Genomic DNA, 23628 nt, shown 5'->3' with positions numbered 1-23628 from the left:
CTCAGAAGACTCCGTGGGCATGGCGACCCCTCTCGAAGAGAATGTTGAGGGACAAGGGAAACGTTACGACACAACCAATATCAACTGAACCAAAGGCCGCCGGAAACCGTCACGCGGGTCGCGTTCACCCCATACGAGTGAGATCCTGGCCGGTGCTGCTTCTCCCCGGCACGATCGGTACCGCTGTAGGTGCGTTCACCGCCACGAATCTCGGGTACTTCGCATCGACCAGGAAGACAACCATCCGTTTACTACGCCGGATCGGCCGCTGGGTCGTCCCCGCCCTGTTCCTGGCGATCGGCATCACCATCTGTCCCGGTACCCGGTCTGATCGCAGCAACGCGATCACGCCTCTTCCAACGACTCCCCGAGGCCACTCACCACCTGGGACCAGTGCTGATCAGCCAGCAGGTGCCCAGCCGCCACGACCACGGCGAGCGGCCATTCCACCACGCCGAATGCGGCCAGCACACCCAAACCGGCGAAATACGCCAAACGGTTCGGTGGCGGCAAATGCATTTCTCCCAGGACGGGCAATTCGATCTGATGCCCGATGTCCGGTCGCTGCGACGGCACGACGACCACCTCCTCGTGACTGTGTAGACCGGAGTACCACTCCGCCGCACCGTCTATTCAGTGGCCGCGTCGCCGGTCGCTACCGGCCCGACCACTGAGGGGCCCGCTTCTCCACGAAAGCCCGCGGCCCCTCCGCGAAGTCTTCGGTGGTCCTGATCCAGCTCATGCTCTCCGCGGCGAGGGAGCGCGCGGCGTGCTCGTCGAGGGCCATTCCCTCGAGCAGAACCCGCCGGCTCTCCCGCACGGCCAGCGGTGCGTTGGCGCAGATCCGGTCCGAGAGCGACAACGCCTCGTCGAGTAGCCGGTCCTCCTCGGCGAGCACGTTGACCAGGCCGTGGGTGAATGCGCGCTCCGCGCTGACCGGGTCACCGGTGAGGGCCATCTCCATCGCCAGGTTCCGCGGTAGCGCTCGCGGGGTGTGGTAGAGCCCGCCCGCGGCGGCGACGAGGGACCGCTTGACCTCGGGGAGGCCGAAGCTCGCCCGCGGCACCGCGACGACGAGGTCGGCGGCCAGCACGATCTCGCAGCCTCCGGCCACGGCGGGGCCGTTCACCGCCGCGATCAGCGGTTTCGTCCGTACCCGGTCGGCGATCCCGGCGAATCCGCCTCGCTCGGTCCCGGCGGGCCCGCCGCCCTCGCCTGCCATCCGCTTCAGGTCGGCGCCGGCGCAGAATACGGGCCCGGTACCGGTGATGATGCCGACCCAGACGGAATCGTCGGCCTCGATCCGGTCCCAGTACTCCTCGATCCGGCTCGCCATCTCCGGGGTGATGGCGTTGCGGGCGGCCGGACGGTCGATGGTGATGACCGCCGTTCGGTTGTGGGGGACCGCGAACGTCACGTCTGACACGGTGTACTCGCCTCTCTTGAGGGGTCAGGTATCGGTTTTTTCGAAGGTCGTCCGGAGCGCCTTCTTGTCGATCTTCCCGACGGCGGTGGTGGGCAATGCGCCGAGGATCAGGACGCGGTCCGGCACCCAGAATTTCGCCACTCGGCCGCTGAGGTGGCGGAGCACTTCGTCGCTGTCGAGGGCCATGCCCGGGTGTGGGACCACGCAGGCCACCGGACGTTCGCCCCACTCCTCCGATGGGACGCCGAAAACGGCTGCCGAAGCGATGGCGGGATGCGCCAGCAGTGCGTGTTCGAGGTCGATGGAGGAGACCCATTCCCCGCCTGACTTGATCACATCCTTCGTCCGGTCGACGAGTCTCAGGCAGCCTTCGGAGTCGACCACCGCCATGTCGCCGGTGCGGAGCCAGCCGTCGACCGTGAAGGCCTCCGGCGAGCGCGCGTCGTCGTGGTAGGAGGCGATGACGGACGGCCCGTGGCACTGCAGCTCGCCGATCGTCGTCCCGTCGCGGGGAACGGGGGTGCGCGTGTCCGGATCCACCACGCGCATGTCGATTCCGGCGACCGGGAAGCCCTGGGACGCCCTGACCGCGGCCGCCCGTCCCGCAGCGTCCTTGGACCGCTCCCTGGCGAGGGCGGCGAAGGCCCCGGTCTCGGTCATGCCCCAGACCTGGAGCAGGGGCCGCCCTGTCACCTCGCGCGCCAGGTCCATCAGTCGCGCCGACGCCGCTGACCCGCCGGAACACAGCTCCCGGACTGCCTTGGTGTCCTTGCCCGCCAGCTCGGGGAGTACGCGGGTCCACACGGTGGGTACCGCCGCCGACACCGACACGGCTTCGGAGGCGATGAGCTCGGCGATCTTCGGGCCCGACAGGTCACGTCCGGGTAGGACGAGCGTCGCGCCCGCCGCGACCGCGGCTTGCGGGAGCCCCCAGCCGTTCGCGTGTGCCATCGGTACCAGTGGCAGGACGACGTCGCTCTCGGAGATGCCGACGTTGTCGGTCTGCAGGAGGGACATCGTGTGCAGGTAGAGCGCACGATGGGAATAGACGACCGCCTTCGGGAGGCCCGTCGTGCCACCCGAGTAGCAGATGGAGGCGGGCAGGCGCTCGTCGGCGACCGACAGGCCGACCGGGGACGCGGCCGAGAGCACCGCCTCGTAGTCGAGCGTCCTGTCGACGACAGGGCTGTCGTCGTCCGGATCGGAGACGACCACCACCTGCTTCACGCGGTTGTGGCCCTTCTCGATCACGGCGCCGAGACCATCGAGCAGCGACTTCTGGACGAAGATCACCTCGTCCTCGGCGTGCCCGATCGTGTAGCCGACATGGTCGGCGGGGAGCCGGGCGTTGATCGAGTGGAAGACCCGCCCGGTGCACACGGTCGCGAAATACACCTCGAGCTGGCTGGCGGTGTTCCAGCCGTAGTAACCGACACTGGACCCGGCCCCGACGCCGAGCTCGTCGAGAGCGCCCGCGAGACGCCCGACGCGCGTGGCCCAGTCACCATAGGTCGACCGGCGGGTGCCCGACGGCGTCGTCGTGACGATGTGCCGATCGGGGAAGTAGGCCGCGGACCGGTGGAGGAAATGGGGGACCGTGAGGGGAGTGTCCTGCATCGTGCTTCTCATCGGTCATCGCTCCTGTGTCGAATTGGCGCGCCGGCGCGGTCCGCGCTGTGCCGGCAGGACCGGCGGTGTCAGTGTGCCGCCTCGATCAGCACCGCGTCCGTTTGTCCGAATCCCCCGCAGATCGCGGCGACGGCGTAGCGGCCGCCGCGCTCGCGGAGGTGTCGCGCCGCGGTGAGGACGAGGCGGGCGCCGCTCGCGCCGGTCGGGTGACCGATCGCGACCGCGCCACCCGCGATGTTGGTCCGGGCCCGCAGCTTGGTCTCGAGCCCGTCGTCGCCGTCGGCCAGCGTCTTGACGCTGACGAGTGCGGTCGCGGCGTAGGCCTCGTTGATCTCGATGACCGAGACGTCGTCGAGGGAGACACCGTGCCGGTCCAGCAGCGCCCTGATCGCCAAGCCGGGGAGATACACCGAGGAGGTCGGACCCGCCGCCGTCTGGAAGTGGCCGCGGACCCGGGCGAGGGGGGCCACATTGTTCTTCTCGACCGCGGGCGTGCCGGCCAGGATCAGCGCGACGGCCCCGTCGTTGAGACCGGGAGCGTTGCCCGCGGTGACCGTCGGGCTGCCGTACACCGGCGTGAGGCGGGCGAGCTTCTCGAGCGTGCCGCCCCGCCGCGGCTGCTCGTCCGCGGCCACGACGCCGGTGGGTGTCTCCACCTCGACGATCTCGTCGTCGAAGTAGCCGGACTCCAGGGCCGCGAAGTACTTCTCGTGGCTTGCCAGCGCCCACTCGTCCTGGGCCTCGCGGCCGACGCCCCGGTTGACCGCCTCGATCCCCGCCGACTTCGCGATCGGCTCCCCGCCGGTCAACGGCGAGCGCAACATCAGGATGTCCTCGACCTGCAGGTCGCCGCGTTTGGAGGCGCGGCTGCCGTGGAGCAGGCGCGGGGTCCGGCTCATGCTCTCGACGCCCGCGGCGAGCACCGACCGCGCGCCCGTCGCGATCGCTCGTGCGCCCAGGCCGACGGTCGTCATGCCCGAACAGCAGGCCCGGTCGACGGTCAACGTCGGCAGTTCCTGCGGCAGCCCGGCCGCGACGGCGTACTGCCGGGCCGGGACCATGAGGCCGCCCTCCAGCATCGCCATGCCGACGTTCAGCTCGTCAAGCGCCTCGATCGGCCATTCCGACCTCGCCAGCGCGGCCTTGAGCACGTGCGCCGCCAGGTCCACGACGGGGACCTCCGAGAGCCCCCCGCCGAAGCGCCCGAACGGCGTCCGGACGCCGTCGACAAGCCACACCGCGTTGTCGTCCATACCCTGCTCCGTCCTGCCATGAAACTAGAAAGTGAGCTCACTTTATATGTTTGAAATGCGTGTGGTCAACAGCGGATCGTGCGGTTCGAGCGCGTCCGGCTGGTCGGTGCGGGGCCGGCGGGGTCGTCCATCCGGCGTTCTCCATCGGCTCAACTTGCGCGCCCGGAACGCGCAACTCGCGCAACGGGAAAGCTCAACTCGCGCGGCGGGAACGCTCAACTCGCGCAACGGGAACGCTCGACTCGCGCGTCGGGAAAGCTCGACTCGCGCGCCCGGAACGCGCAACTCGCGCGTCGGGAAAGCGTTAGCGGCTGCTGATGTGGGCCTGGAGGGCGGTGACGCGCGCAAGGAACTCCGGAGAACCGGTTGACGCGGCCTGGGCCCGCACCTCGATCTCCGTGGCCTCGGCATGCGAGATGGCCCCAGCGGTCAGGCTCATCGTCGCCTTGGTGGTCTGGACCAACGAGCGGGGTGCGGCGGCGGCCCGCCCGGCGAACTCCCGTGCGGCGGCGAGGACTGTGGCGTCGTCGTCGTAGCGGCGCCAGACCAGACCGACCCGTTCCGCCTCGTCGGCGTCGAGGACGTCGCCGAACAGGGTAAGAGCCTTGGCGCCCTGGGCTCCCAGGGCCCGGTCGGCCATCCAGGTATAGCCGCCGCCGGGGTGCAGGCCCAGCTGCAGGAACCGGGTGTCGAAGCGGGCTCGAGGACCGGCGAGCCGGAGATCACAGGCGAGGGCGAGGTTGAGTCCGGCGCCGACGGCGGCTCCGTTGACGGCCGCGACGGTCGGGAGCGGTGACCGGGCGACGGCGAGGAACCCGGAGTAGACGGACCGCAACCGGGCCGGGTCGGCCCCCTGGAGCTCGACGAGGTCGCCGCCCGCGCAGAAGGCGGGTGGCTCGCCGGTGATCACGACCGCACCGATCTTCTCGTCGGCGCCGATCGCGTCCATGGTCGCGGTCAGCTTCCCGGACAGCTCCAGGTCCATGGCATTGCGGACGGTGGGGTTGGCGATCGTCACTACGGCGATGCCGTCGTCGACGGTCAGGTGGACTTCGGCGGTCATGCGACTCCTCGAGGGAAGGGACTGGCGGAGAAAGTCAAGGGGCGACGACGTCGTCGGCGCGGCGGGGGTCGGGATCGGCGGCGTGGCCACCCAGGCGGCGGAACCGCGTCTCGGGCAGGAGGAAGAACAACGCGATGCTGCAGATCGCCGCCACGACGGCGATGTAGGTCGCGGGGAGACCGGCGAAGCCACCCGTCGCAGCGAGTGCGGCCGCGATCAGCGGGCCGGGACCGGCGATGAGCGCGGCGCCGAGGTTGTAGCCGATCGCGCTTCCGGTCATCCGGGTGCGGGCGGGGAAGAGCTCGATGAGCATCACCGTCGTGGTGCTGATGTGCATCGCCTGGAAAACTCCGAACAGCACGATGCCGAGGATCGCCGGGCCCGGCCGGCCGGTCGCCATGAGGAGGAAGGCCGGGATGGCGAAGAGGGCCAGTCCCGCCCCGCCTGCCAGGGATATCGGTCGCCTCCCGACGCGGTCGGAGAGCGCGCCGGCGACCACGCAGAGACCGGAGTAGACGAGGGCGCCGGCAGACACGACCCACAGCGCTGTACCGCGCTTCATTCCGGCCGTCGTCGTGAGGAATGTGACGACGTAGGTCGCGATGTAGTAGAAGCCGAGGACCGTGATCGCGGAGAGCGCGAAGGAGATGGCGACACCGCGCTTCTCCGCGCGCAGGACCGTGCGGATCGGCGCCTCCGCCACCTCGTCGCGCGCCCGGAGCTGGTGGAAGACCGCGGTCTCGTCCAGCTTGATCCGGATGTAGAGGCCCACCAGCGTCAGCGGGAATGCGGCGAGGAAGGGGATGCGCCAGCCCCACGTGGCGATCTGGTCCGCTGCCAGCAGGTTCTGGATCAGCAGGGCCGAGCCGGCTCCTGCGGCGACTCCGATCGCCCCGGTCATGGGGACCACGCTCGCGACGAGACCTCGCCGGCCCGCGGGGGCGTTTTCGACCAGGAACGCCGTGGATCCGGTCCACTCGCCGCCGGCCGAGAAGCCCTGGACACACCGCAGCAAGACGAGGACCGCCGGTGCGGCGATGCCGATCGCCGAGTAGGGCGGCAGCACCGCGATCAAGGCGGTCGCCGCGCCCATGAGCCCGACGGACAGCATCAGGGCGAAGCGACGGCCCCGTCGGTCTCCGATGGCCCCGATGACGAGTCCTCCGACGGGCCGCATCAGGAACGCGATCGCGTAGACGGCCAGTGCGGACAGCAGGGAGGCCGTGCTACTCGTGCTCGGGAAGAAGTTCGTGCCGATCGCGGCTGCGAAGAAGCCGTAGATCGCGAAGTCGAACCACTCCATGAAGTTCCCGATACCACCGGCGATCAGGCGTCTGCGATGTTCGGAACGAGTGACGGCGTGAACGTCGGGCGGAGTGCGTGACATGTGACTCACCACTTCTCTGGGATGGTCAAGGACGCTCGGCGGTCGGGCAGCGCCGGGCGGGGTAGCGCGCTTTCAGAAGCTTGAAACTAGAAAGTGAGCTCATGTTATATATCAGGCGGGCGGAGGGCGTCAATAACGCGACCAGGAGTTAAGATCGGCGCTTGAGGCACGAGGTCGGGTGCGACCTCGGGGAGGTGGGCGAGTGTCGACGACCGAAGCGACGACCCCGGTGCTGGCTGCCGTGCCGACCGCCCGGGGCAGGCGGACACGGGCGAAGATCGTTGAGGCGGGGCGGCGCGTGCTCGCCGAGCGGGGGTACTTCCAGTCCACGGTCGCCGACCTGACCGCCGAATCCGGTGTGGCGCTGGGGACCCTCTACCGCTACTTCCCGAACAAGGAGGCCGTCTACGGGGAGATCCTCGAGTCGGTCATGGAGGAGTTGCGCGAGTCCGTCTCCGGCAGCTGGACCAAGGGGGAGGAGCTGGCGTCCCTGCGGGAGTCGTCACGCCGCTACCTGGAGGCCTACTGCCGGAACAGGAAGCTGATCTCCGGGCTCATCGACATGGCCGCAGCGAAGCCTGAGTACGACCGCCGGTGGTGGGAGCTCCGAAACCGGACTTTCGAGCGCAAGGAGCGCTACCTGGACCGGGTGCTTGCCGATGGGGATCTCGACCCCACCTTCGCCGCCGTCGCGCTCGCATCGATGGTGGAGCAGTTCGCCTTCCACTCCTTCATCCAGTCGAGCCGGTACGGCCGTCCGCTCCCCGACATCGACGACGCGGCCGACACGCTGAGCAGGATCTGGTACCGGGCGATCTACGCCGAGAGGGCGGTAAGGGTGCCGGACGCGGGATGAGCAAGAGCGGGTCCGTCGCCTGGCGACGGACCCGCACCTTGTCCCGGTTCTTTCACGGTGGCCGCGCTGCTCAGCGTCCGGTGAAGCGGGGCATCTCGCGGGCCCGGCTCGCGGCGAGGCCGGTGCGGCTGTCTTCCGTGCGCCACAACCGGCTTTGCTCCTCGAGTTCGTGACTGAGCGCCGAGCGGACCTGTGCCGCGAGGTCCGATCGCAACGTCTGCCGGATCGCGTGGACGGCGAGTGGCGCCCGGGAGGCGATCTCGGTGGCCATGGTCAGCGCGCCCTCGCGCTCACTGCCCTCGTCGACGAGCCGGTCGGCCAGACCGATTCGGTGGGCTTCCGTTCCGTCGACGCGCCGGGCGGTGAGTAGCAGGTCCAACGCGCGCTGGTCGCCGATGATCCGGGGGAGGGTGATCGACAAACCGAAGCCGTGGTGGAAGCCCAGCGCGCTGAAATTCGCGACGAACCGCGTCCGGGGTGAGGCGACCCGATAGTCGGCCGCGCAGGCCAGACCGAGCCCGCCACCGACCGCCGCCCCCTGGACGGCCGCCACGATCGGCAACCGCAGGCCGAACAGGCGGGCGCCCTGCCCGTAGATCTCGGCGGCGGCCCGGTCGCGGTCCTGCTCGAGTGCGCTGGACCCGAAATCCGCGCCGGCGCAGAAATGTTTCCCCGCCGAGCTCAGCACGATGACGCGGGCCCGTCCACCCGCGGACAACTGCTCGCCGATATCCGCGACCCGGCCCAATGTCCTGGCGTCGAAGAAATTCGCCGGGCCACGATGGATCACGATGTCTGCTACGAAATCGTGGAGCTCGACGGTCACGTCCTCGGCCATGCCACCTCGATTTCCGGGTTGTGATCGGCGATCGTGCGGGCGAAGGACGTCTTCGTCACCGCGTTCCCGATAGCCGTGGACAGCTCGCGTTCGCTGCCGAACTCGTGTTGCCAGGAGTTCAACCTGCGAGTGTGCAGATGCAGCGGATACTCCCGGGTCATGCCGATCGCGCCGTGGGCTTGATGTGCGGCCCGGACCGCGACGCGGGCGCTTTCGTTCGCGACGAGCTTGGCGGCGAACGCCTCGAACCGGGCTGGGCGCCGCCCGGCCGCGGCGGCCGCGCGCCACGTGCTCATCGCGGTGACTTCCGCGGCTTGAGCAGTGGCCACGGTGTGCGCCTGCACCGCCTGAAACCTGCCGATCGGGCGCCCGAACTGCACGCGGTCCTCGACGTAGCGGCCGGTGAGCCGGTGCGTGGCCGCGAGCGAACCGGCCATCTGGCCTGCCCGCATGAGTGCCCCCTTGGCGAACAGATCAGCCGCGGTGATTCCGGTAATGGCGTCGACCACCGCGGGATCCTCGACGCGCAGCCGGTCGCGGGGCATACCGGCCAGGTCCTCACCGTCCTCGCGGTCGCACCGGGACGGATCGAAGGCGACGACGTGTGCGCGCCCGTCGTCGTCGTGCACCAACGCGATCACGAGCGTGGCGAACCGGGCCCACGGGATATCGTCCACGATGCCCTGCAACCGTCCGTCGGACAGCCGGAGCGTGTTTCCAGCCCCCGGCGGGGCGATCGTCAACGGTCCTGGCGGTACCGCGACGCCGGCCGAGGTGAGCAGATACGCGGCGAGGGCGGTCTCGGCGAGTGGGAGCGGGGCCGCGTACCGTGCCGCGGTCATGAGGACGGTCAGCAGGTCCGTGAGCGAACCGCCGGATCCCCCGTGCGACTCGTCGACCGCGATCAGCGTCAGCCCCAGTTCCTCGGTGGCGTGCCACAGTTCGCCCGGGAACTGTCCTTTTTGGTCGAACTCCGTGGCCGCGCCGGCGTGGTCGGAGAAGAACTCGTGTGCGGCCGCGGACAGCGCAGGGTCGGGGACGAGAGGTTCGGTCATGTGCGCGCCAAGCCTTTCGCGACGACGTTGCGCAGGATTTCGTTGGTACCGCCCCGGATCGTCCACGACGGTGAGACGAGCATCGCGCGGGCGAGCGTGGATTCCCACGGGTCCGGCGATGTCAGGTCCGCCTCGCGACCGAGATGACGGGCGGCGAACCGGACACAATCGGCCTCCCAGCGGGTGGCGAGCTCCTTGACCATCGCCGCTTCGGTGACCGGTGACCTGCCGTCGTCGACGAGCCGGGCGATCGACAACGACAGCCCGCGCAGTGCCCACATCCGCGCGGTGATGGTCCCCAGGTCGGCCTGTGCGGAGTGATCGTGCGGGGAAATCTCGTTCGCCCAGTGCTCGATGAAGGGGAACATCGACATCCAGCGGTCCACCCCGCCTCGTTCGAGCACCAGCTCACCGGTGTTCTGTGCCCAGCCGTCGCCGACCTCACCGAGCCGGTGCTCGTCGCCGAGCCCGGCGTCGTCGAACGACACTTCGCAGAAGTCGCTCGAGCCGTCGATGAAAACGATGGGGGAGATGGTCACACCGGGTGTGTCGCAAGGGATCACGAACTGGGTCAGCCCGCCGTAGCGATCCTCGGAAGTGCGGAACAGGCCGAGAATGTGCGTCGCCTCTGCGGCGCCTGTCGTCCAGATCTTGGTCCCGTTCAGCAGCCAGCGGTCACCGTCGCGCCGTGCGTGTGAGCGCAGTGAGGCGAGGTCCGAGCCGGCGTCGGGCTCGGACATGCCGATGGAAAACGACAATTCACCGCGCGCGATTCCGGGCAACAGTTCTCGCTTCTGAGCCTCGGATCCGTACCGTTCGATGATCGGCCCGCTCTGCCTGTCCGCGATCCAGTGATAGCCGACCGGGGCGCCGCGGGCCAGCAGTTGCTCGACGACGACGAGCCGGTCGACGGCGCTGCGGCCGTGCCCACCGTATTCCGGTGAGATCGCCATGCCCACCCAGCCTCGCCGGGCGAGGTCACGAGAGAATTCGGGATCGCAGCCGCCGATACCGAGGTTGAGCCGGTAGCTGCCGGAAGGCAGCCGGTCGTCGAGAAAGGTCCGGACCTCTGCCTGGAGGCGCTGTTCGTCCGGGCTCAAGTCGGTGGGTGACAGGTTCATCGGCGTACCTTCGATCGCTGGGGCAGGTTCTCCACTTCCGCGAGGGCATCGTGGGTGTCCTCACCGATCAAGGGCGCGTGTCTGCGGAGCGAGCCCGGTGTTCGTGAAAAGCGTGCCATCTGGGGCAGAACGCGGTACGGACCGGACACCGGATGGGTCGCGAGCGGGAGCGCATCCACGAGGTCCTGGAGTTTGGCGACGCGAGTGGCGGGGATACCGGCTCGCGTGCAGAAATCCAGCCACTCGTCGGTCGTACGCGTGGTGGCAACGGCGCGGATGTCCCGGTAAAGGGAGTCGGAATTGCGCAGCGCGGCTCGCTGATCGACGTAACGCGGATCGCTGTCGGCGTCCGGTATTCCAGCGGCCGAGAAGATCGCCGCGTAGTGCTTCGGCAGATACGGAAACAAATGTATCTGCCCGTCCTTCGTCACATGTGGACGCCGTTCGGCCGACATCACTCGCGGGTATCCGGCTGCCGGCATACCCGGGTAGGGCGTCGGCGGTTCGGGGATTGCCCCGCTACCGTGCTCGGCCAGCATGAACGCCGCCGTGGCCTCCTGCATCGCGACCTCGACATGCTGGCCTTCGCCCGTGCGCTGGCGATGCACCAGCGCGGCGGTGGCCGCCTGCGCGATCACGAGACCACAGATTTTGTCCGTGAAGACCGTCGGCAACAGGGCCGGCTGCCCCCACACCCGCTCCATCATGTCCGAGACGCCGCTGGCCGCCTGGATGATGTCGTCGTACGCCGGATCGTTCGCGCGTGCGGAGTCCAACGGGAAGCCTTGCGCCTGACAGTAGATCAGATCCGGCTTGATCGCGGACAGCGTCGCGTAGTCCAGCCGCAGCCGCTCGAGGGCCGCCGGCCGCATGGTCGCCACGACGATGTCGCACGTGGCGGCGAGCCGGTGGGCTGCGGCGACGCCGGCTGGAGTTTTCAAGTCGACGTCCACCGAACGCTTGTTCCGCAACAGATTCAACGCGATACCGGACAGCTCCGGGTGCGGCCCCGGGCCCATCACGCGGTTGGTGTCGCCCCCGTCGGCCTCGATCAGGATCACATCGGCACCCTGGTCCGCGAGAATCTGCGTGGCAAGGGGGCCCATGATGACCCGGGTCAGGTCGAGCACCCGGATACCGTGCAACGGCCCGGCACCCGGATCACCATGAGGAGCCGGGGTGTCATCGCTCCGCACATTCCCCTCCACGACTTCGTCGGCCACTGCCATCCGCGGTACTATACTTTTTTGTATGCATTCATGTCTACAGGAAACGGCAGTTGAAGGGGACGAAATGCCGGTCGGCGCATGGATCGATGTCCACGCACACTTCTTTCCACCGGAATCGGACGACGAACGCCAGGCCAGGGTCGACGCCCTCCGGCAGGCCGGCTGGTGCATCGACCGGATGGATTCCTGGGACGCCCGGCGAACCCTCGACGCCATGGACCGGACCGGGATCCAGATGCAGATGCTGAGCTACGTTCCCCCTGAACACCATTTGGTCAGGGCTGCCAACGACTACGGCGCCGAACTGGTCGGCGAGTATCCTGACCGATTCGGCCTGCTCGCCGCACTGCCCACCGACGACCCGGACGCGTGCCTGGCCGAGATTCGCCGGGTGCCGGCGGAACTGCGGGCGGACGGGTTCGCGGTGCAGAGCTTGTACCGTGGCGTGCACCTGGGCGACAGCCGGCTGGAGCCGGTCTGGGCCGAGCTGAATAGCCGTAAGGCTGTGGTCTTCGCGCATCCGAATGCCTATGGCAGTGAAATGGGGCGACCGACCGCGCTGTTCGAGGTCGCCTTCCAGACCGCTCGCATTTTCGTCGATATGCTGTACTCGGGGGTTTTCCGGCGTTATCCGGAGATCCGGTTCGTCGTCGCGCACGGCGGGGGTGGGCTGCCCGCGATCTCCGGCAGGCTTGCGCTGCTGGGCCATGAACGCTGGGTGCCGAACCCCGGCCGGATCACCCCGGCCGAAATGCGGCAGCATCTGCGACGCCTCTACGTGGACACCGCCGCGACCATGCCGACCGCGCTCGCCCCAGCGCTGCACATGACGACGCCCGACCACATCCTCTACGGCTCGGACAGTGGTGTGCCCTGCACGACGGACGCCACCGTGGAGGCCAATCTCATCGCACTGCTCGAGTGCGGCGAACTGACCACCGACCAAAAGCATCGCGTCGGCCGAAATGCCCTCGCGCTGTTCCCCGCCGCCGCGGAACGCATTGCCGCCGCGTGAAATTCGAAAGGTGATTTCAATGGCATTCGCCGGAACTATTCTGGTGACGGGTTCCACGGACGGGGTCGGCCGGCGCGTCGTGGAAAAGCTCGCCGCCGAAGGAAGCCGCCTCCTCGTCCATGGACGCGACGGCACGCGGGGCAAGGAGGTGGTCGAGGCCGTCGACCGGGCCGGTGGTTCGGCCGAATTCCTGCGGGCCGATTTCGCCTCGCTTGACGACGTGCGCGATTTGGCACACGCGATCAAGGCGGAGTACGGGCATCTCGACGTACTGATCAACAACGCGGGCATCGCGCGGGTCGACTCGGCACGCCGGGAAAGTCACGACGGTCACGAACTGCATTTCGCCGTCAACTATCTGGCGCCGGTGCTCCTGACGCATCTGCTCCGCCCGGTGCTCGGCGGGGAGAAGCCCTCACGGGTCGTCAACCTGACCTCGGCCGCGCAGGACCCGATCGACTTCGACGACGTGATGCTCGAACGTCATTACTCGGGATATCGCGCCTACGGGCAGAGCAAGCTCGCGGACATCATGTTCACCTTCGATCTCGCGAGGGAATGGGACGGTACGAACATCACCGTCAATTGTCTCCATCCAGGGGATCACCTGGACACGGTGCCGGTGCGGGCCGCCGGGATCAGGCCGAGTCACTCCGCCGACTACGGCGCCGACAACACCATCGCCCTCGCGACGGGCGCCGGTCGCAGCGGTGACTATTTCCATGGCCGGAGGAAGTCGCGCGCGAGTTCGCAGGCCTACGACGGGGCGTCGCGGCGCCGCCTCCGCGAGCTCACCATGGAGCTCATCGGTCTCGCTGCCTGACCCTTGTGGCGAGCTGCAGAATGCGTACACTATCGCATACATTCTGGTAGTCAGGCTGGATCTCGACGTTCGATGACGAGCGACCGAAGGGTATGACGTGGACCTTCAACAGTCCTCATCCACCGAAACCGATGTTTCGGCTGAGTGGGGCGACCGGCCGCGCCGGCAGCACGGCGACCGGGTACTGACCGGCCGCGCGGAATACGTGGACGACGTGGTGCTTCCCGGCATGCTGCACGCGGCGCTGGTGCGAAGCCCGCATCCGCACGCGCGCATTGTTTCCATCGATACCGCCGGAGCTGAAGCGATTCCCGGGGTTCAGGTCGTACTCACCGGCGAGCGCGCCGCGGAGCTGGCCAAGCCGGTGCCGCATTTCATGGACCCCGCGCTGATGGGGTGTAACAGCGCGGAGTTCCCGGTGCTGGCGTTGGACAAGGTCCGCTGGGTCGGGGAGCCGGTGGCCGCCGTCGCCGCGGATTCACTGGCGACGGCGGAGGCTGCCGCATCGGCGATCGTGGTGGATTACGCGCCACTGCCCGCGGTGTTCGATGTGGAGGCTGCCCTGCGGCCGGACGCGCCAAGGGTTTTCGAGCACTGGCCGGACAACGTGATCGGGCATTTGCCGAACGCGCAAGGGAATCCGGACACCGCGATCCGTGCGGCCAGGCATCGCGGGTCCACCAGGATCACGGTGGGGCGGCATCAGGCGGCGCCCATGGAGAACCGTGGCTACGTCGGATCGTGGATTACGCCGGACAGAATCGAGCTCTGGGCCTCCACGCAGAACCCCCACATCCTGCGGACGCGACTGTCCGATGTCCTCGGTGTGTCGGAGGAGCGGGTCCGGGTGGCGGGAATGCGCATGGGCGGTGCCTTCGGGCAGAAGTTCGTGGGTTACCCCGAGGAAGTCCTCGTGTGCGTCCTGAGCCGGCTTGCGCAGGCGCCGGTGAAATGGCTGGAGTCGCGATCGGAGGCGTTGCTGGCCGGTGCGCGCGAATTCACCCACGACGTGGAATTCGGCTTCGACGACAGCGGTGTCCTGCTGGGACTCAAGGTTCGTATGCTCGGCAACGTCGGATGCCTCGCGTCGTGGAGCGGCTGGGGGTTGACCGCCATGGGCGGCTTCACCTTCCCCGGCCCCTACCGATGCGCCGACTACGAGGTGGACGGTGTGGCGGTGGTGACGAACAAGGCTCCCTGGGCCGGAGCCCGGGGATACGGCAAGGAGCAGGCGGCCATCGTTCTCGAGCGGGTCATGGACCTGATCGGTGCCGAACTCGGACTGGATCCGGCGACCGTCCGGTTCCGCAATTTCCAGCCCCCCGACGGCATTCCGGGATGGGTCCACAACAAACACATCGACTCCGCCGACTACGCCGGCGTGCTCACGAAAGTGCTCGATCTCGCGGGCTACGCCGAGCTTCGGGACCGGCAACGTGAAGCGCGGCAGCAAGGCAGGCTGGCCGGCATCGGGGTGGGCTTCGAGCTGTGTCCCGAAGGGGGCGAGCTCATCGGCACGCTGACGCGGGGGCATGACAGCGCGACCGTGCGTGTGCACCCCAGTGGTGCGGTCACGGTACTCGCTGGTGTCACCAATCCCGGCACCGGCAACGAAACGACCATCGCGTATCTGGTCGCGCGGGAGTTCGGGATCGATATCCGGCGCGTCGAAGTGGTCCAGGGCGACACCGACCGATGTCCCTACGGCTTCGGATCATTCGGGAGCCGCGCCGCGACCTCGAGTGCGGCAGCTGCCGCCGCGGCGGCGCGGGAAATCCGCGGTCATCTCGCCGTTGCCGCGGCGGACCGGCTGGCGTGCCCTGCCGATGAGATCGAATTCGCCGGAGGATTCGTCCACAGCGCGACCAAGTCGATGTCATTCGCCGAAATCGCCGAGTTCATCTTCAAGAACGGCTCCACCGCGACGGGTATCAACCACGCCCAGCTCGAGGTGACGAAGCTCGAGGGACCGCACAATTTCCAGCATCAGCCGGATGCGCAGGGGCGGACCAACTTCTACCCCGCTTATCCCTGCACCGCGGTGATCGCCGTGGTCGGGGTCGACCGCGACACGGGTGTGGTGACCCTCGAGGAATGCTACGCGGTCGGCGACTGCGGAGTGATCCTGAACCGGAATTTCGTCGACAGCCAGCTCCTCGGCGCGTTGTCCCAGGGCGTCGGTGGTGTCCTCTGGGAGGACTTGCCCTACGACGGCGAAGGAAACCCGCTCGCGCGGACGCTCAAGTCATATCTGCTCCCGCGCTCGACCGACCTGCCCGCCTTCCGTGTCGACCATCAGGAAACGCCCTCCCCGTTCACCATGTTCGGCAGCAAGGGAGCGGGGGAGAGCGGGCTGGGCGTGGCCATGGCCGCGGTGACCAACGCGGTCAACGACGCCGTCGCTCCCTTCGGGGCCGAACTGCATTCCCTGCCGCTCAGCCCACCCAGGGTGCTGAGCGCGATCGAAGGGGTGTCGCTCGCATGATCCGGACACGGTTGCGGTACCACCGGCCACGTTCGCTGACCGAGACCAGTGAGATTTTGCTGGCACATCACGGAAATGTCGCCGTGCTGGGTGGTGGTACCCAGCTGCTCCCGCGGATGGGCCGGCACGTGACGGAGGTCGAGAATGTGGTGGACCTCAAGGATCTCGGACTGGCCGGTATCGGCACGGTCGGCGGAGCGATCGAGATCGGGGCACGGGTGACTTACGCCGACGTGCTGGATTCGGCATTACTCCGTGCGCAGCTGCCGCTGTTGCCGAGGATGGCCCAAGGCGTGACAGGCGGGCGCCAGCTCACCCAACAGGCAACGCTGGTCGGCGCCGCGTGCTTCGCCTTCCCGAGTGCCGACGCGCGGGGTGCACTGGCGGCGCTCGGCGCAGTGGTCGAAATTCACGGCCCGGACGGGCTTCGTTCGGTACCGCTGACCGCTTTCCTGGTGGATGCCTTCGCGGTCGATCTCCGGGCAGGAGAGTTCGTGCGGGCGATGCGGATGACGCCCCAGCGGACCGGCGGTTACTGCAAAGTCAAGCACAGCACCGGTTCGTGGCCCATCGTCACCGCCAGTGCCGTCCGGGACGACGCGCGCGGTGTGCGCGTCACATTGGGTGCCGTCCAGGCCGTTCCCGTTATTGTTCAGCTGGATGATCCGCACGATCCGGCCGAATTGAAAATGCGCGTGGATGCCGCCATCACCGCGCCCTGGTCCGACGTACTCGCCCCCGGCGAGTACCGCGCGGCGATCGCGGCCGCCGTGGCGCGCCGCGCCGTCAACGAGCTTTTGGGAGTGTGACATGACCGCATCGACGGGCTGTGACGAGCCACCGGGCCGCACGATACGGCTCACGGTCAACGGCCGCCCGCGACGGGTCGTGATCGAAGACAGGCAGCTTCTCGCCGACGTGATTCGCGCCGAGCTGCACCTGACCGGCACTCGCATCGGGTGCTACAACGGTGACTGTGGCGCGTGCACCGTGCGTGTCGACAGCCGCATCACCAAATCGTGTCTGGTACTCGCCGCCAGCGTCGACGGGGCCGAAATCACCACCATCGAGGGCATCGCGCCCGAAGGTGAGCTCGGGGACGTGCAGCAGGCGTTCTGGGACTCTGATGCGTTCCAATGTGGATTCTGCGTCGCGGGCCAGCTGTTCGCGATCGACGATCTCCTCGATACCGCCGAAGAACCATCCGAAGCCGAGATTCGCCTTGCCCTGCAAGGGAACCTCTGTCGTTGCACGGGTTATGTGAACATCGTCGAGGCGGCCAGGCTCGCCGCCCGGCGTCGTCAAGAGAAGGGACGGAATTCATGAGGGGACTCAAGCCGGTCCGGCGGGTCGTGACCGGAGTCGACGCCGACGGCCGCTCGACCGTCGCGAGTGACGAGATCTGCCCTTTCACCTTCGCCTTTCCCGGTGTGCCCGACTACGGCGCCACCGATATCTGGCGCACGGGGGTTCCCGCGGACAACGCCGACCCCGCTGAGCCTTGTTACACGCCGTTCGAAGTGGAGCCGCCCAAGGGGGGCGCGGTCTTCCGGCTCTCGCAGTTCCCGCCCGACTCGCTGTTCATCGACGATTTCGACCGGGACGCCGCTTTCGGCTCCATGCCAGGCACGGCGCACGTCACCGAAGGCGCGTCGATCGGGAACGGGACGTTCCACCGGACGACGAGCGTCGACTTCGCCGTCGTCGTCTCCGGTGAGATCTACGCCCTGCTCGAGACCGGAGAGGTGAAGCTGACCGCCGGTGACACGCTGGTCCAGCGTGGCACCGTGCACGGGTGGAGCAACCGCGGTTCGGAGGACTGCCTGATCGCGTTCGTCCTCGTCGACGAGTTGCGACCGCCCACCGAGGGCAAGAAGTGACACCTGTCGGCGTGCCGGTCCTGCCGGTCGGCTACGCGGACAAGGTCGTGCTCGTCACGGGTGCCTCGCGCGGTATCGGCCGCGTATTGGTGAAGGGTTTCGCCGCCGCCGGCGCCAGAACCATGTTCGTGGCCCGTCGCGAAGCGGAGCTCAAGGATCTGGAGCACGAAATCGCCGGCGCCGGGCACGAAGGCCGCGCTTTCGCCGCGGATCTGGCGAAACCCGCTGAGGTCGACGCGATGCTCGACGCCATGATGCGGGAATTCGGCGGTGTCGACGTCCTCGTCAACAATGTCGGTATCCCCGGGCCGACGGCTCCCATCGAGGAGACCCCGCTGGAGGGCTGGAACGAGACGATCGCGGTCAATCTCACCAGCGCCTTCCTGGCGATCCGGGGTGTTGTCCCGGCCATGAGGCGCCGCGGCGGCGGGGCGATCGTGAACATCGGTTCCGTCAACGGAAAGACGCCGTTCGCGCAACGGTCCTCATATGCGGCCACGAAAATGGGCATGATCGGGATGACCAGGACACTGGCGCTGGAATTGGGGCCGAGCGGCATCCGGGTGAACTGCATCCTGCCGGCGAACGTCGCCGGTGAGCGGGTCGACGAGGTGTTCGCCGCACAGGCGAAAGCCCGCGGGATCACGGTCGACGAGGCGAAACAACAGGTTCTGGCCCTTTCGCCGCTGCACACGCAGGTCGCCCCCGAGAGCGTGTTGAACGTGGCCTTGTTCCTCGCGTCCGACCACGCGCGGCACATGACCGGCCAGGACGTGAACGTCACCGCCGGCATGATCATGTACTGAGGCGAAAGCCAGAGATACCGAACCGACACCTGGCGCCCTTGACGATCCGGTGCCCCTGCCATACTTTGATGCCTATCTTTTTGTATGCAATTAAGAATGCATACGGGTCCGAGCGAACAGAGAGACGAAGATGTCCACTCGAACTGCCAAGATCCGCCGATTCGCCGCCGGCGTTCTTGTTGCCGCGCTGTCGATGTCCGTCGCCGCTTGCGGCAAGTCCGGTGGGGCGGCGCAGCCGGCAGGTGACGGTCCGAAGGCGTTGACCGCCGCCGTGCCGTACCCGGGACCGGAAGCGAACCTGCCGACGCGGTACCCGGACCCCGTGCGGACCGGTGCTCCGGTCGACGTCGGGATCGCCTGTGCCGCATGCCAGGTGCCCGGCGTCGCGCTCGCGGCAGACCAGGCGCGCAAGACGATCGAAGACCTCGGGGGCAAGGTCACTCTCCTCGACGCGGGAGGGGATCCGCAGAAGCAGCTGAACCAGTTCAAGCAACTCGTCGCCCAGCACGTCCAGGCGATCATCGTCCAGCCGCTGGTCGAAACCGCGATGGCGCCCGCCTTCCTCGACGCGAAGGCCGCGGGCATCGCCGTGATCACCATCGGCTCCCCGGGAGACACGACAAGGCCGCTGCTTCCCGGCGTCGTCAGTGACGTGACGTTCGGGCTGGACCGCGCGGCCTTCGAAAAAGCCCAACACCTGGCCATGAACCTGCCGAAGGGCGCCGAGATTGGTGTGCTCGGATACGGTGTGCCGAGTGACTCGGTCAAGTACGGCGTCGACCGCACCGCGTACTGGGCCGAACAGTTCGGGCTCAAGATCGCACAGCGCGCGGACGTGTCCGAGCTGACCGTCAACGCGGGCCAGGTCGCCGGAACCGGGATGCTGCAACGCAATCCGGACATCCAGGCCGTCGTTTCCTTCACCGACGCGGTGACCTCGGGCGTACTGGTAGCCGCGCGTCAGCTGAACAGGCGGCAGGTCTTCGTGTGCGCCAACGACTACGACAAGAACGGCTATCAGGCCGTCTCCACGAAGAACGGCAGTTGCAGCGTCCGGTGGGACTGGGAGGACCTCGGCAGGTTCGCGGCCCAGGCCGCGTACTTTGCCGGAACCGCCCAGGGAACGTTGCCGCGGATCGTCACCACTGGTGGCGGGACGCTGGTGACCAAGGACAACTACGAGAGCGTGCCCGTCGTCGGCTGAGTCTCGTCTGTCGCATGTGGAGGCTCGGAACCATGAACAACATGAATACCCGACACCCGGTACTGGAACTGCGGGGCATACGTAAGAGTTACGGCAGCTTGGTGGCATTGAAGGACGCCGGTCTCACGGTCGCGGCGCCGGGAGAGGTCCATGCGCTGGGCGGGGAAAACGGCTCGGGCAAATCGACCCTGCTCGGTGTCCTTTCGGGACAGGCGGTTCCCGAAGAGGGCGAGATCTTCCTCGACGGGCGCCGGGTCGTCTTCCGCAGCCCCGCGGACGCGATCGCGCATGGTATCTGCATGGTCTCCCAGGAGACCTCGATCGCCATGGATCTCACCGCGGGGGAGAACGTCATGCTGGGCAGACTCGACCGGCGCTGGTGGGGCGTCGACCGCGGCGCGTCCATGGCCATGGCACGCCGGTGTCTGAACCGGCTCGGCGCCCGCATCGATCCTCGGACACCCGCGCGGGAACTGCGTGCGGATCAGCTTCAGATCGTCGAGATCGCACGGGCGCTGTCGATGAGGGCGAGGATCCTGATCCTCGACGAGCCCACCAGTTCACTGGCCGCCGACGAGGCCGAGGCCTTGCTGAGGACGATCGGTGAACTGCGAGGCGAAGGCGTTGTCGTCATCTTCGTTTCGCATCGGATGCCCGAGGTGTTCGCGATCGCCGACCGGATCACCATTCTCAGAGACGGCGAGGTCGCCTACTCCGGGCCTGCCGCGACGCAGTCACCGGAAACGTTGGTCACCGCCATGCTCGGTGCGGTGAAAGCCTCCCGCGATCAGGAATTGTCGAGCAGGCGGGAACCGGTCCTCGGCGCCACGGCGCTCGAAGTGTCGGAGCTGTCCGCGCCGAACGCATTCCAGGACGTCAGCCTTTCCGTCCGGTACGGCGAGATCGTCGGTCTTGCGGGCTGGAAGGTGCCGGCCGAAGCGAATTGCTCGAAAGTCTTTTCGGTGAGCGCCCGGTCTCGGCAGGGACTGTTTCGGTCCGCGGGGAATCGTTCGAACCGAAAAATGCCCGTGCGGCGATCGATGCGGGCGTGGCTTATCTCCCACCCGATCGCAAAGGGCGCGGATTGGTGTTGTCCATGAGCATTCGTGGCAATGCGAGCATGGTCGGGACGCTGGCCAGAAAGCGCTGGATGAGACCGGCCGTCGGCCGTGAACAGGACCTGATCGGCAAACTCGTCACGCAGACGCGGCTTCGCATGAAATCCCCGCGTGCGCCTGTCGGCACTCTCAGCGGTGGCAACCAGCAGAAAGTCAGTCTGGGAAAGTGGCTGGCCGACGACAAGCACATCCTGCTTCTCGACGAACCGACTCGCGGCGTGGACGTCGGAGCGAAAATGGAAATCCATGCCCTCCTCCGGGAGGTGGCTGATGCCGGCGCGGCCGTATTGGTCAGCTCGTCGGAGAACGAAGAGCTGCTCGGCGTGTGCGACCGGATCCTGGTGATGGCCCGGCGGCGCGTGGTGGCCGAAGTGAGTGCGGGTGAGGCCACGCTCGGCCTCGTCACGCGTTTGTCGAGGGAGGGTGCGCATGAGCCAGTCGACTGAGACCGAATCCACCACTGTCGGCGCGGTTTCGAACCAGCGCGGCTACGCGGACATTCGTGGCAGGATCTGGAATTCCTCGCGCCGGGCAAGACCGGTCCTGGTGGTGGACATCGTGCTGATCGCCGTTTTCGCCATCACACAACCGATGTTTCTCGATGGCGACAACCTGATCAACCTGCTGGTCGGTACGTCGGTGCTCGCCGTTATCTCCATCGGCCAGACGTTCGTCCTGCTCAGCGGCGCGGCGGATCTGTCGGTCGCGGCGATCGCCACGTTGTCCGGTTACCTGCTGGGCAAGGCACTGGATGCCGGTCTGCCGGGCTGGTCGGCCGTCGTGCTGATGCTGGTGTTCGGGACGGCGCTGGGCGGCCTGGTGAACGGATTTCTCGTCGGCAGGCTGCGATTGTCCTTCCTGGTCGTCACGCTCGCTTCGATGACGGCATTCACCGGCGTGGTCAATCTCTGGTCCGACACCAAGTCGGTCTTCGTGACCAGCGGCCTGGTCGACGCCGTCGCACGTGACGATGTCCTCGGGATACCGGCACCGATCTGGGTCACGGCAGTGGTCGTGCTCGTCGCGGCGTACATCCAGAACTTCACGATGTACGGCCGGGACGTCTATGCCGTGGGGGGAAACGAAGCCGCCGCGCGGCTGTCCGGTATTCGTGTCGAACGAGTCGTGATCGGAGTCTTCGCGGGGGCGGGCCTGTGCTCGGCGATCGGTGGTCTGCTGCTGGTCGGGCAGATCGGCGTCGCTTCTCCCACCGTCGACCCGGCCCTCCCGTTGATGGCGATTGCGGCGGTTTTCCTCGGTGGCGCAAGCCTCGCCGGCGGGGCGGGCGGCGTCGGCGGCACCGTGCTGGGCGTGGTGTTCATCGGAGTGCTGCAGAACGGTCTCAGCCTTGCCGGGATCCCGAGTTTCTGGCAGCAGGTGCTGACCGGCGCGATCTTGGTGCTCGCCGTTTTCGGCGACCGGCTCTCGGGCGGGCGGATGCTGATGCGGCGCTCGCGTCAGTCTCGAAAGGAATCTTCATGAGTACCGCACTCCCGAAATACGCCGAGCTGCCGGTCCGCGACGGGACACGTTCGTCGTGGGGACTGTGGGGGCCGGACGACCGCTTCGGCGCGCTCAACCTCATCACGGAGGATCGGACGAGGGCGGGTGCCGCGGAAGTCCACAAAGGATTCGTCTTTCCGCTGAACCTTGAGCTCGAGCTTCCTGACCCGCCGCTGAGCGGCCGTCCGGCTCTCGACTATCGCGTCGTACCCGTCGCGGAGGGGCTGGGGAACGACGACGAGTACAACCTGTTCAACCCTCAGGCGAGTTCGCAAGTGGACGGTTTCGCCCATGTGAAACACCCGAAGCTGGGCTTCTACAACGGCTTGGACCGCGAGCAGCACGGCATCCATCACTGGGCACGGCGGGGGATCGCCACGCGCGGCGTACTCGCTGACGTGGCCGCGTGGCGGGAGCGGCAGGGACGTCCGCTGGCGCACGGGACCACGGACCCCATCACCCCGCACGATCTGGTCGCCACCCTCGACGCACAGGGAAGCACCGTCGAGCCGGGCGACATCCTGTTGATTCGCACCGGATTCCTCACCTGGTACCGCGGGCTCGGGCCGGCCGGACGCGAGGCGTTCACCACCGAGCTCCGCATGCCGGGACTGGCCCAGGGCGAGGAGATGGCACAGGTGCTGTGGGATCTGCATCCGAGTCTCATCGCCGGGGACAACATGGGCCTTGAGGTCTGGCCGCCGAAGGCCGATCCGGGGGTGCTGATGGAGGATCCCGATGCGGCGGAGGAGCGTTTCCTGCATACCGCACTCATTCCCCTGCTCGGGATCCCGATCGGTGAGCTCTGGGACCTCGACCGGCTCGCCGCCGACTGCGCGGACGACGAACGGTACAGCTGCCAGGTGGTGAGTGCCCTGATGAACAAGGAGGGCGGGATCGCCTCGATGGCCAACGCCGTGGCCGTCAAATAGATCTC

General features: G+C 67.7%; 22 protein-coding genes and 1 pseudogene. 13 read left to right on the top strand and 10 right to left on the bottom strand.

Annotated features, from left to right (window positions below):
* Positions 1-345: 345 nt before the first annotated feature.
* The 6 genes from GKO32_RS12070 to GKO32_RS12045 all read right to left on the bottom strand — a co-directional run bounded on the left by GKO32_RS12070 (position 346) and on the right by GKO32_RS12045 (position 6758).
* The gene (locus tag GKO32_RS12070) at positions 346-585 is read right to left on the bottom strand and encodes a hypothetical protein (protein WP_154756931.1); all 240 of its coding nucleotides are present in this window, start codon (positions 583-585) and stop codon (positions 346-348) included.
* A gap of 70 nt (positions 586-655) precedes the next feature.
* Entirely contained in the window at positions 656-1417 is a 762-nt protein-coding gene (locus tag GKO32_RS12065; RefSeq protein ID WP_312867814.1) for an enoyl-CoA hydratase-related protein, read from the bottom strand.
* Between the two features lie 33 nt (positions 1418-1450).
* Positions 1451-3055: a long-chain-fatty-acid--CoA ligase gene (locus GKO32_RS12060; protein ID WP_154756930.1), complete on the bottom strand. Its 1605-nt coding sequence runs from the start codon at positions 3053-3055 to the stop codon at positions 1451-1453.
* Between the two features lie 68 nt (positions 3056-3123).
* On the bottom strand, positions 3124-4308 hold the full coding sequence (locus GKO32_RS12055) for a thiolase family protein (RefSeq protein ID WP_154756929.1): 1185 nt from the start codon (positions 4306-4308) through the stop codon (positions 3124-3126).
* Positions 4309-4612: 304 nt separating this feature from the next.
* Positions 4613-5371 carry an enoyl-CoA hydratase gene (locus GKO32_RS12050; RefSeq protein ID WP_154756928.1) on the bottom strand — a complete coding sequence of 253 codons (759 nt, stop codon included), beginning with the start codon at positions 5369-5371 and terminating at the stop codon, positions 4613-4615.
* A 34-nt stretch (positions 5372-5405) separates the two neighbouring features.
* Complete coding sequence (locus tag GKO32_RS12045) at positions 5406-6758, bottom strand: MFS transporter (protein ID WP_154756927.1); 1353 nt, start codon at positions 6756-6758, stop codon at positions 5406-5408.
* 202 nt (positions 6759-6960) lie between these two features.
* Between GKO32_RS12045 and GKO32_RS12040 the strand changes: the two genes are divergently transcribed.
* Positions 6961-7614, top strand: a complete 654-nt coding sequence (locus GKO32_RS12040) for a TetR/AcrR family transcriptional regulator (RefSeq protein WP_154756926.1) — start codon at positions 6961-6963, stop codon at positions 7612-7614.
* A gap of 70 nt (positions 7615-7684) precedes the next feature.
* On the opposite strand, the gene GKO32_RS12035 is transcribed toward GKO32_RS12040, so the two are convergent.
* From GKO32_RS12035 to GKO32_RS12020, 4 genes are read right to left on the bottom strand one after another with little or no spacing between them, the layout of a single operon-like run.
* Positions 7685-8452, bottom strand: coding sequence for an enoyl-CoA hydratase/isomerase family protein (locus GKO32_RS12035; RefSeq protein ID WP_154756925.1), 768 nt, complete (start codon positions 8450-8452; stop codon positions 7685-7687).
* Positions 8437-9507, bottom strand: coding sequence for an acyl-CoA dehydrogenase family protein (locus GKO32_RS12030; RefSeq protein ID WP_154756924.1), 1071 nt, complete (start codon positions 9505-9507; stop codon positions 8437-8439). Before GKO32_RS12030 ends, GKO32_RS12035 begins: the two co-directional genes overlap by 16 nt.
* A complete protein-coding gene (locus GKO32_RS12025) occupies positions 9504-10628 on the bottom strand; it encodes an acyl-CoA dehydrogenase family protein (RefSeq protein ID WP_154756923.1) in 1125 nt (374 codons plus the stop codon). The genes GKO32_RS12030 and GKO32_RS12025 overlap by 4 nt, the downstream gene beginning before the upstream one ends.
* The gene (locus tag GKO32_RS12020) at positions 10625-11857 is read right to left on the bottom strand and encodes a CaiB/BaiF CoA transferase family protein (RefSeq protein ID WP_166459507.1); all 1233 of its coding nucleotides are present in this window, start codon (positions 11855-11857) and stop codon (positions 10625-10627) included. The genes GKO32_RS12025 and GKO32_RS12020 overlap by 4 nt, the downstream gene beginning before the upstream one ends.
* Positions 11858-11921: 64 nt before the next feature.
* Between GKO32_RS12020 and GKO32_RS12015 the strand changes: the two genes are divergently transcribed.
* From GKO32_RS12015 to GKO32_RS11960, 12 genes and pseudogenes are all read left to right on the top strand, one after another.
* Positions 11922-12872 carry an amidohydrolase family protein gene (locus GKO32_RS12015; protein ID WP_154756921.1) on the top strand — a complete coding sequence of 317 codons (951 nt, stop codon included), beginning with the start codon at positions 11922-11924 and terminating at the stop codon, positions 12870-12872.
* A gap of 19 nt (positions 12873-12891) precedes the next feature.
* Entirely contained in the window at positions 12892-13695 is an 804-nt protein-coding gene (locus tag GKO32_RS12010) for an SDR family NAD(P)-dependent oxidoreductase (protein ID WP_154756920.1), read from the top strand.
* Positions 13696-13792: 97 nt separating this feature from the next.
* Entirely contained in the window at positions 13793-16180 is a 2388-nt protein-coding gene (locus tag GKO32_RS12005) for a xanthine dehydrogenase family protein molybdopterin-binding subunit (RefSeq protein ID WP_154756919.1), read from the top strand.
* Positions 16177-16989, top strand: coding sequence for an FAD binding domain-containing protein (locus tag GKO32_RS12000; protein WP_154756918.1), 813 nt, complete (start codon positions 16177-16179; stop codon positions 16987-16989). The genes GKO32_RS12005 and GKO32_RS12000 overlap by 4 nt, the downstream gene beginning before the upstream one ends.
* A gap of 1 nt (position 16990) precedes the next feature.
* Complete coding sequence (locus tag GKO32_RS11995) at positions 16991-17506, top strand: (2Fe-2S)-binding protein (RefSeq protein WP_154756917.1); 516 nt, start codon at positions 16991-16993, stop codon at positions 17504-17506.
* A complete protein-coding gene (locus GKO32_RS11990; RefSeq protein ID WP_154756916.1) occupies positions 17503-18060 on the top strand; it encodes a cupin domain-containing protein in 558 nt (185 codons plus the stop codon). The genes GKO32_RS11995 and GKO32_RS11990 overlap by 4 nt, the downstream gene beginning before the upstream one ends.
* Positions 18057-18866: an SDR family NAD(P)-dependent oxidoreductase gene (locus GKO32_RS11985; RefSeq protein ID WP_166459506.1), complete on the top strand. Its 810-nt coding sequence runs from the start codon at positions 18057-18059 to the stop codon at positions 18864-18866. Before GKO32_RS11990 ends, GKO32_RS11985 begins: the two co-directional genes overlap by 4 nt.
* Before the next feature lie 130 nt (positions 18867-18996).
* Positions 18997-20070, top strand: a complete 1074-nt coding sequence (locus GKO32_RS11980; protein WP_154756914.1) for a sugar ABC transporter substrate-binding protein — start codon at positions 18997-18999, stop codon at positions 20068-20070.
* A 14-nt stretch (positions 20071-20084) separates the two neighbouring features.
* Positions 20085-20618: pseudogene (locus GKO32_RS38935) on the top strand (ATP-binding cassette domain-containing protein); the annotation flags it as partial.
* Positions 20619-21013: 395 nt separating this feature from the next.
* Positions 21014-21634: an ATP-binding cassette domain-containing protein gene (locus GKO32_RS11970; RefSeq protein ID WP_246243514.1), complete on the top strand. Its 621-nt coding sequence runs from the start codon at positions 21014-21016 to the stop codon at positions 21632-21634.
* On the top strand, positions 21618-22670 hold the full coding sequence (locus GKO32_RS11965; protein WP_154756911.1) for an ABC transporter permease: 1053 nt from the start codon (positions 21618-21620) through the stop codon (positions 22668-22670). The genes GKO32_RS11970 and GKO32_RS11965 overlap by 17 nt, the downstream gene beginning before the upstream one ends.
* Positions 22667-23623, top strand: a complete 957-nt coding sequence (locus tag GKO32_RS11960; protein ID WP_154756910.1) for a cyclase family protein — start codon at positions 22667-22669, stop codon at positions 23621-23623. Before GKO32_RS11965 ends, GKO32_RS11960 begins: the two co-directional genes overlap by 4 nt.
* Positions 23624-23628 lie beyond the last annotated feature (5 nt).

It is taken from the genome of Amycolatopsis pithecellobii (assembly GCF_009707865.1).
Classification (GTDB): Bacteria; Actinomycetota; Actinomycetes; order Mycobacteriales; family Pseudonocardiaceae; genus Amycolatopsis_E; species Amycolatopsis_E pithecellobii.
The sequence above is the reverse complement of the archived record's forward strand: the minus strand, read 5'-3'. Positions and strand labels throughout refer to the sequence as shown.